At 42.5% G+C, this 10,135-nt stretch carries 5 protein-coding genes and 1 pseudogene; 4 read left to right on the forward strand and 2 right to left on the reverse strand.

Going from position 1 to position 10,135, the window contains the following annotated elements:
- Positions 1-27: 27 nt before the first annotated feature.
- From BMX21_RS16280 to leuS, 3 genes and pseudogenes are all read left to right on the forward strand, one after another.
- Positions 28-3,399: pseudogene (locus tag BMX21_RS16280) on the forward strand (ABC transporter transmembrane domain-containing protein); the annotation flags it as partial.
- A gap of 219 nt (positions 3,400-3,618) precedes the next feature.
- Entirely contained in the window at positions 3,619-4,272 is a 654-nt protein-coding gene (locus BMX21_RS20090) for an ATP-binding cassette domain-containing protein (protein WP_278305258.1), read from the forward strand.
- Between the two features lie 255 nt (positions 4,273-4,527).
- Positions 4,528-6,942, forward strand: a complete 2,415-nt coding sequence (gene leuS / locus BMX21_RS16285) for a leucine--tRNA ligase (RefSeq protein ID WP_092045954.1) — start codon at positions 4,528-4,530, stop codon at positions 6,940-6,942.
- Positions 6,943-7,036: 94 nt separating this feature from the next.
- On the opposite strand, the gene BMX21_RS16290 is transcribed toward leuS, so the two are convergent.
- Both BMX21_RS16290 and BMX21_RS19135 read right to left on the reverse strand, forming a co-directional pair.
- Positions 7,037-9,418, reverse strand: a complete 2,382-nt coding sequence (locus BMX21_RS16290) for a DEAD/DEAH box helicase (protein ID WP_092045956.1) — start codon at positions 9,416-9,418, stop codon at positions 7,037-7,039.
- Between the two features lie 112 nt (positions 9,419-9,530).
- Positions 9,531-9,785 (reverse strand): hypothetical protein, encoded by a 255-nt coding sequence (locus BMX21_RS19135; RefSeq protein ID WP_143057274.1) that lies wholly within the window; start codon positions 9,783-9,785, stop codon positions 9,531-9,533.
- A gap of 138 nt (positions 9,786-9,923) precedes the next feature.
- Between BMX21_RS19135 and tnpA the strand changes: the two genes are divergently transcribed.
- Positions 9,924-10,135: IS66 family insertion sequence element accessory protein TnpA (gene tnpA / locus BMX21_RS19565; protein WP_242952944.1), on the forward strand; the 212-nt coding region annotated here is incomplete at its 3' end.

Consider the following 10,135-nt stretch of genomic DNA (forward strand, 5'->3'; position numbering starts at 1 on the left):
ATAAAATCAATATAGGGAGCGTTGGGGATGATCAAGAAAAGACTGCTGGAACTTCTGGAAGATGCGCTTAAATATATCAAAGAACAGATCATATGGAAGGTGCTTGGTCTTATAAGTCAGATAGTGATCGTTATCTGTATATCGAGTATAATCTCTAAAGTCGTGACTGTAGGCATGACTTTGATTAGCGGAAGAGAAGCATCCGTTAGTGCAGGTTCATTTATTAAATATATAGTTCCTGCGATTATTTGTATAGTTCTAAGATTTATTTTTGACAAAAAAGAAACAGAAAGCTCTTTTAACGCAAGTGCAGATGTTAAGAAGATTCTGAGACAGAAGATATATGATAAACTTCTAAGTCTTGGTTATTCTTATAAGGAGAAGGTTTCATCAGCCGAAGTAACACAGCTTATGACAGAGGGTGTGGATCAGTTAGAGACATATTTTGGACTGTATCTGTCGCAGCTTTTCTATGCACTGATAGCGCCTGTCATTCTTTTTATTGTTACTTGTTTTATCAGTATACGGGCAGCTGTCATACTCCTTGTATTCGTTCCTCTTATCCCAATCTCAATAGTTGTAGTCCAGAAGATCGCAAAAAGGCTTCTTAACAGATACTGGAGCATGTATGCAAGCCTTGGAGACAGCTTCCTTGATAACATTCAGGGTCTTACTACTCTTAAGATCTACCAGAGCGATCAATATGCAGCCAATAAGATGGATTCCGAATCAGAACACTTCAGGAATGTCACAATGAAGGTTCTGACTATGCAGCTCAACTCCACAAGCGTCATGGACATCATGGCATATGGCGGCGCAGCAGCAGGTATCATCGTATCACTATCAGAATATTCCAAAAACAGTATCACGCTTTCAGGAGCGCTTACTATAATCTTACTTGCAGCAGAATTCTTCCTTCCTATGAGGAGGCTTGGTTCATATTTCCACATAGCTATGAACGGAATGGCTGCAAGTGACAAGATATTTAACCTTCTGGATCTTGAAGAGCCGGCGGGAGGGGAAGAGGATTTTCCAGAGGATGCTGATTGCATAACTTTTGACAAGGTATTTTTTTCCTATGATAAAAATACTAATGATAAAGATATCAGTGATAGAGATATTGGTAATAAAGATGATAGTAATAAAGAAACAAGTAATAAAGAAACTGGTAATAAAGAAGCTGCAATTTTTGGAAAAGTTCCTGTCACAGATACAGCGCTGTCACCCTCTGATAATCCTGATGATATAGGTCTTATTAATAGACAGAAGGAAAAAGGAGCTGTTCTTAAAGCTGTAAACATGAAGATCCCCAAAGGAAGCTTTACAGCTATAGTCGGCGTATCAGGAAGCGGCAAGAGCACCATTGCATCTCTTCTTATGGGCAGGCAAAAGAATTATCAGGGCTCCATCAAGATAGGCGACAAAGAGATATCTTTAATAAAAGAAAATGAGCTTTTTAAGAATATAACGCTTGTTTCATCCGGAGCAATCCTGTTCAAAGGTACTATCAGAGACAATCTGGCAATCGCAGGGTGCAACAGATCTAAAGATAAAGAATGTGCAAGTAATGAATCTTCAGAAAAAAAATCTGCTCATAATGAATCAGCCAATACAATAACCGACGAGCTGATGCTAGAAGCGCTTAAGAAAGTAAATCTCTTAACACTAAATAGTAATGCTGCTGAGAATATTCTGGACATGGAGATCCTTGAAAACGCATCAAATCTCTCAGGCGGCCAGAAGCAAAGACTTGCAATAGCAAGAGCCCTTCTGCATGATACCGACATCTATATCTTCGATGAAGCAACTTCCAATATAGATGCCGAGTCAGAAGAGATGATCATGACGGCTATTAAGGATATAGCCAAGGATCATACAGTTATCCTTATAACTCACAGGCTTGCAAATGTAGTAGATGCTGACAAGATATATATGCTCAAAGATGGATGCATACAAGAAGAGGGAACTCATAAGGATCTTATGAACCACTTCGGAAGCTATGCACTGCTTTTTAATGCTCAGCAGAAACTTGAAAATTACAACGGCGGCAAGTGTAAGACAGGCAAGATGACGGTTCACAAGGCTGCAGCGATATCCGGCAATGCCGCAGCTGCACAGGTTCCTATCTCCGAAAGCAAGAATGATAGAAATAAAAAGAATCTGCGCACGATAAAAGACCTTGCCTCTTTGGTAAAACCGCTTATGCCTATAATGATCCTTGCGATAACTCTTGGAGTTTTGGGATTTTTATGCGCTGTATTCCTGACGGTGCGAGCAGCTATGATCCTTGCAGGAGGAAGTGCTGCAGCAGATAGCGTATCCGGCAATATTACCGCCATATCTTTTTCCAGAGCAGCTGCTATATCACTTGTAATAATGGCAGTTCTTAGAGGATTACTCCACTATGCAGAACAGTACTGTAACCACTTTATTGCATTCAAGCTCCTTGCGCTTATAAGGCACAAAGTCTTCTCTGCTCTTAGAAGACTGTCACCGGCAAAGCTCGAAGGACGAGACAAGGGCAATATAATTGCTATACTCACATCTGACATAGAGCTTTTGGAAGTGTTCTATGCACATACTATATCGCCAGTATTTATCGCTCTTATCATGACGATCATAATGGTGATCTTCGAATGGAGCATATATCCCATAGCCGGAGTCATCGCTCTTATAGCATATATAGTTGTTGGAGTCGTGATCCCTGTTATAAACGGAAAACGTGGAAGTGATGAAGGCAGGGAATATAGAGAGAACTTTGGAGAGCTTAATTCCTACGTCCTTGAAAGCCTTAGAGGTCTTGATGAGACGATCCAATATGGAAGCGGCGAAATAAGACAAAAGGCAATTATAGATAAATCCACAAAACTTACAACTATATCCAAGAAACTGTCCGAATATCAGGGTGACCAAACCGCAGTAACAGATATAACTATCCAGATATCTTCCTGGATCATGCTCCTTGCTGTTATATATGCAGGATCTGCAACCTTTGAAAATCCGGGACATATAATAATAGCAGTAGTAGCCATCATGAGTTCCTTTGGACCTGTGATCGCTCTTTCCAATCTGTCCAACAACCTGGTGCAGACTATGGCAAGTGCTGCAAGAGTCCTTGATCTGTTAAAAGAAACTCCTGTTGTTTTGGAAAATACGGATGGCAAATACCTATATCCCAAGGTTGAGAGTATATATACCAATAATATATCTTTTACCTATGGCAAAGAGCCTGTATTAAAAGACTTAAGCATAGGCTTCCCAAGAGGCCAGATATTGGGAATCCACGGCCCTTCCGGCTGCGGCAAGTCAACACTTCTAAAACTCCTAATGAGGTTCTGGGATGTCTCAGCTGGAAGCGTAAGGATCATAGCAAGTGAAACTGATCCTACTGCCGGAAATGAAGATCAGAAGGATGTTAATAAAGGTTCAGGCACTGATTCCAAAGATAGATTGCCAAATGCAGATAATACCGGCTTAAAAGGATCAGACACAGCTGATAAATCGCAGAAAAGCAGCACAAACAAAGGCGCTATAACTGAAGGAAATCCTGCAGATAATGAATCACCCGCAGAGCCAAAGCCTCCAAAGCCAATGACTGCGATTGAGATGCTAAAAGCTATGCAGGCTGCCAAGGAAGAGCAGATAAGGGTCAAGAAAGAGCATGAAAATGCCTTCCTTGAAAAATCCAAAGCTCTTGCAAAGCAAAAAGAAGAAGCCAGAAAAAAGGCAGCTCTTGAAGCTGAAAAAGTTGAAAAGCAAAACCGCATGACATTATTGCAGCGAATCAATTCGCTAATGCCAAAAGCTGAAGATAAGGAAAGATCTAAAGACATTAAAGATGTACAGACAAAGAGCCTTAGACATCTCGAATCTTATGTAACACAAGATACCTATATCTTCCACGATACAATCGCTGCCAATATAGGTATTGGCAGGATCAATGCCACTTTGGAAGAAATACAGGATGCTGCCCAAAAAGCCTCACTTCATGACTTTATCATGAGCCTCCCTGATAAGTATGAAACCCAGGTAGGAGAACTTGGAGACACCTTATCAGGCGGAGAGCGACAGAGGATAGGTATAGCCAGAGCCTTCCTTGCAGATGCTGACATTATTCTCCTTGATGAGCCCACCAGTAACCTCGATAGCCTTAATGAAGGCATAATCCTCAAGTCTCTCAAGGAAGCATCCAAGGATAAGACAGTGATAATCGTATCTCACAGAGATTCAACAATGGCCGTTGCTGATAACGTATACAGCTTCGAACAATGATCCCTGGAACGTAGGTACGGGACCATTTTGCAAAAAGATCCCTTGGGGCGTAATTAAGAGATCAAAAAAGGTCCCTTACCTACGTCCCAAGGGTTCATTTATTTTTGACAGTAAAGCTTTAATTTGCTACAATTACGACAGTTTTTGATGCCTTGGAACATACACCATCTTCCGAGGCTTTTTATTAGATTAGTATAGAGCAGGGCGCTTTTATATTTATTAAAAAAGAGCACCGGTGCCGGAATGGAGATCGCAATGGAATACAATCCGAAAGCCATAGAACCCAAGTGGCAGAAATATTGGGAAGAGCATGAAACTTTCAAAACAGATGTATGGGACTTCTCTAAGCCCAAATACTACGTACTCGATATGTTCCCGTATCCGTCAGGCGTAGGTCTTCACGCAGGACATCCTGAAGGATATACAGCAACAGATATCGTATCACGTATGAAGAGAATGCAGGGCTACAACGTCCTTCACCCAATGGGATACGATTCCTTCGGACTTCCGGCTGAGCAGTACGCTGTATCAACAGGCAATCATCCAAACGGATTTACTGAGAAAAATATCGAGACCTTCACCGGTCAGCTCAAAGAGCTGGGATTCGACTATGACTGGTCCAAGATGGTTAAGACATCTGATCCTTCTTTCTATCACTGGACACAGTGGATCTTCAAGCAGCTCTATCTTGACGGATATGCCAAGTATGTAGACATGCCTGTTAACTGGTGCGAAGAGCTCGGAACAGTTCTTTCTAACGACGAAGTTATTGATGGTAAGTCAGAGCGTGGCGGATATCCTGTAGTTCGTAAGAACATGAAGCAGTGGGTTATCGACCAGCAGGCATTTGCAGAAGAGCTCCTTTCTGGTCTTGATGAGATTGACTGGCCACAGTCTACCAAGGAGATCCAGAAGAACTGGATCGGCAGATCTGAAGGTGTTGAGGTTGATTTCAAGATCGTAGGAGGCGGAGAATTCTCCATCTATACTACATGTATCGAGACAATCTACGGTATTACGTTCATGGTACTTGCTCCCGACGGAGAGACAGTCAAGGAGCTCATGCCTAGAATTGAGAACAAAGAAGAAGTTGAAGCTTATATAGCCGAGACACTTAAGAAGACAGAGATGGACAGAACTGAGCTCAACAAGACTAAGTCAGGCTGTGAGCTTAAGGGAATCCATGCAATAAACCCTGTTAATGGCAAAGAAGTCCCTGTATTCATCGGCGATTTCGTACTTGGCGGATACGGAACAGGTGCTGTAATGGCAGTACCAAGCCACGACCAGAGAGACTTTGAGTATTCTGAGGTTCATAACATACCAAGAATCCAGGTTATCGACGGCGGTGACGTATCAGAGCACGCTTTCGAAAAGGGCGACTATCTTGGCAAGGGCTGCAAGCTCATGAATTCAGAAGAGTTCAACGGCCTTACAGTAGAAGAAGCCAAGGAAGCTATCACAGATAAGCTTGTGAAGATGGGCGTTGCAAGAAGAACTGTTAATTACAGATTCCGTGAATGGATCTTCGCTCGTCAGCGCTACTGGGGTGAGCCAATGCCTATCGTATATCTTGAGGACGGCTCAATCCACGTACTTGATGATGATGAACTTCCTCTTGAGCTTCCTGAACTAGAAGATTATAAGGGCAAAAATGGTAAAGCACCTCTTGATAATGCGACAGACTGGAAGAATTATGATCATAACGGCATAAAAGGAACAAGAGAGACCTCAACAATGCCAGGTTCTGCAGGATCTTCCTGGTACTATTTCAGATATATCGATCCTGATAACAAAGACGAGTTTGCAAACCAGGAACTTCTTAAGCACTGGATGCCTGTAGACCTTTATGTAGGCGGACCTGAGCATGCTGTAGGACACCTTATGTATTCAAGAATCTGGAACAAGTACCTTTACAAGAAAGGTCTTTCTCCAGTTAGCGAGCCTTTCAAAAAGCTTGTTCACCAGGGTATGATCCTTGGATCTAACGGTATCAAGATGGGTAAGAGATTCCCAGAATTCGTAGTTAACCCAAGTGATATCGTTGAGAAGTATGGCGCTGATACACTTCGTCTTTACGAGATGTTCATGGGTGCACTTGAAGCTTCCAAGCCTTGGTCTGATCAGGGTGTAGAAGGTGCAAGAAGATTTGTTAACAAGGTTTGGAACTATTTCTCCAATCCTGATAACATCTCTGAAAACGATGCAGACAGACTTACAAGACTTTATCACCAGTCTGTTCGTAAGATCACACACGACTTTGAGACACTTGGATTTAATACAGCTATCGCTCAGATGATGATCTTCATGAACGAAGCAACCAAGGGAACATGTCCTAAGGAATATGCCGAAGGATTTGTAAAGATGTTCTCATGCGTATGTCCTCATGCAGGTGAAGAGCTCTGGAGCCTCCTTGGACATAACGAAACAATCGCTTACGAAGCATGGCCTACTTATGAAGAAGCTCTTTGCAAAGAAGACGTTATCGAGATCGGTGTTCAGGTTAATGGTAAGGTCAGAGGCGTTGTAGGGCTTACAGATGATGACACTCAGGAGAGTGCACTTGAAAAGGCTAAGGCGATCGATTCTGTTAACAAGTTCATCGATGGCAAGAACGTTGTAAAGGTAATCTATGTTAAGGGCAAGATCCTTAATATCGTAGTAAAATAAGATAATTATTAATCAGGCACCCCACTTCAAACAAAAGGGTGCCTGACAATGATGTGAACATCGATCCTTCTGTAAAAGAATTATTATCGGATGATTAATGTCCGGGAGTGTTATCTGTAATCTTATTATTTGTCTTACTTCCTACTTTCTCCTGGATAAATATTCTCCAGGATCTGACCCTCTCTAGCATCTCATCTTTATTTAAAACTGCATATGCAAAGCCTTTTCGTACAAGTTCTTCCGGAAGGATATCGTCATATTTTTCAAACACGGGAACTTCTTTGGGATATAGAAGCTCCATGGCATCAAGCGGTTCATCAGCCATATCGCAGACAACTTCAAAGAAAGTATTCCTGTCAGCCTTCATAGTAAACTGAATAAAATACGGGCGCGAAGAATCAAGGCCCTTAAGTGCTAGATACGGAGCACACTTGATTTTAAGGAACCTTTCCAGCGCAAGGAATGAATAGCTTCCAAGCCATGGGAATAGAGCCCACATGTTACCACCAAGTGATATCAGCGGATTATCTGTTATACCTGCAGCTCTGGCACTTTTCCTTCCAAGTGAAAGCCTCGCCTTTGCATTTTGCATAAGATATGGATAGACCTTATCTTCAAGTAGTACCTTTTTCATACGCTCTAATATATGCGTGTTGATATCACCGGGGCATTCGCCAAAATATGCCGGAACCTGACCCTTAACCATCTGGCAATAAACGGTGTGGCGCTTATGATCTATATCTTCTACAACCCAGGTACGACCTGCGATAGCGATCTTTTGCCCAATAGGAGGCGGGGCGCAGAGTGTGCCAAGTTCCTGGGATTCGCACCTTACTGTATACTCGACATTCTCCTGGAAGACCGCATAGAACTTGTAAGAGTTCGTGATCCGCTCGCCCTTTAGGCCTACGATAAGTCCCCCTCTTTCTGTCTGCTGGATATGATCTATCTCGATTAGGTGTCGCAATAGCACCCTGTAATCATCTGTAGATACCCTGTGAAAATAAGACAGTGACAAGACTCTTCCTGCCAGTTCTCCCGGAGTCATCTCACCTCCGGAAGCCAATGTAGACATGGTCTGGTGGTAGAGTAGTGAGTATGGGAGCCTGTCAAGGACAGGAGGCTCGACCCACCTTTCCTCTATATAGACCTGAACCAGAGCGATACCCTGAAGCAGCTTCCAAGGAATAGTCTCAGGGAGCATGGCCCTAGCCTCAGGCTCGTCCTCACGCATTACAAACCACATCTCCGGCGGATCATCACGCCTTCCTGTTCGTCCCATTCTCTGGAGAAAAGATGATACAGTAAAAGGAGCATCCATCTGGAATGCACGCTCAAGTCTTCCAATATCAATTCCAAGTTCAAGAGTAGAAGTAGTAACAGTTGTAAGATAGGATTCTTCATCCTTCATGGCTTCTTCCGCGGTCTGCCTGTAAGATACAGACAGATTACCATGGTGGATCAGGAACCTTTCAGGCTCGTGTTTGGCTTCGCAGTACTGCCTTAAGGTTGTGGTAACAGCCTCAGCCTCTTCTCTTGAATTACAGAAGACGAGGCACTTCTTACCTCTTGTGTGTTCAAAGATATAACCCATACCGGGATCAGCAGCCTTGGGCGCTTCATCCGTAGCCGGTGAAATATATGGAAGAGTTTTGATTTCAGGTAGAGCTTCTTGCGGCTTTACTGCGCTTACCACATCTGCATCAATAATCTCGCCCTCAGCTTCCATCTGCTGAGCTCTCTTTGACTTCGTCGCAGCTTCCCCAGCCTGAGGCCCCTGAATATAGAAATGCTCCATAGAAAGGCGCCATACCTGGCCCTTATCCTCAATCTTAGGAATTATGCAGCCTCTACCTGTTCCAGAAGATAAGAATCTTCCGGTTTCTTCAAGGTCTCCTATAGTTGCAGATAGACCAATACGCCTTGGATTAACCCCAGCCATGCGGGACAGCCTCTCCATAAGGCACAGAGTCTGACCTCCGCGGTCCCCCCTCATAAGAGAGTGGACTTCATCAACAACAATAAATCTAAGGTCGCCAAAAAGCCTTGCGATATCTCCGTGTTTATGAAGCAGAAGAGCTTCAAGAGATTCAGGAGTTATCTGAAGGATACCCGAAGGCTTTTTTAACAGTTTATTCTTGTGTGACTGATTGACATCACCGTGCCAGTGCCATACAGGAATATCAGCTTCTGCGCACAGATCATTAAGCCTTGAAAACTGGTCATTGATCAGAGCCTTCAAGGGTCCTATATAAAGCGCCCCAACAGATGCTGGCGGATCTTCATTAAATAAAGTCAGTATTGGGAAAAAAGCTGCCTCCGTCTTACCCGAAGCAGTAGAAGCGCACAGAAGAAGATTATCCTGCGTATTAAAAATGGCATCGCCCGCAGCTACCTGAATTGCGCGGAGCGATTCCCAGTTATTCCTATAGATAAAGTCCTGAACAAATGGTGCGTATCTGTCAAAAACGTCCATAAATCGTCCTCAATATCTATTTCCTTAATTCAGTACCATAGTTTATAATACAACACAAAATCGTAAGGGGACAAAGAAGAATTTCGTAAATGAAATCCTTTTTAATTATATATTAACTAAATTCCTGCCACGATGCTGCATCTTCTATTAAAAATTCATCCTCATCTTTGTAGGCATCAATTGGCGAAGAAAATGGAATGTCATAAATATAATAAAGATCGTCTGTATAACAATTCTCGTTTATAACATAATATACATATGTTTGGCCATCACCAAAAACTTCGTATTTTTCTATATATGTACTAACTTGTTTTGAAAAATCTGTTGCAAAAGTTCTTAACTCTGCAAAATCCCCATATGAAAACAAGGATAATTCGTAAGCGCGAAAAAATTAGGTGGATCGCTACCGCAATTAATTAGGTTCATAATGGATTCGAATAACGTACATTTTACTATGTTTAAAGTCGAATGATGAACATTTCACTACGACTTGGAAGGAGCTGTTATGTCGAATCCAAAGAAACCACAACCTCGCAGAACAGATGAGGAATGGTACAGACTCATTATGGACTGCAGAAAGAGCGGGCTATCCGATTCTCAGTTTTGTCAAGCAAATGGAATTCCTAATTCTTCGTTTTCTACTGCTGTCAAACGTCTACGCAAGAAATCTTTCGCGATTCCTGAAGTCACTGACGTTGATATACATGACCTGACCCT

This window comes from Butyrivibrio sp. TB, from assembly GCF_900110805.1.
GTDB classification, from domain to species: Bacteria; Bacillota; Clostridia; order Lachnospirales; family Lachnospiraceae; genus Butyrivibrio; species Butyrivibrio fibrisolvens_C.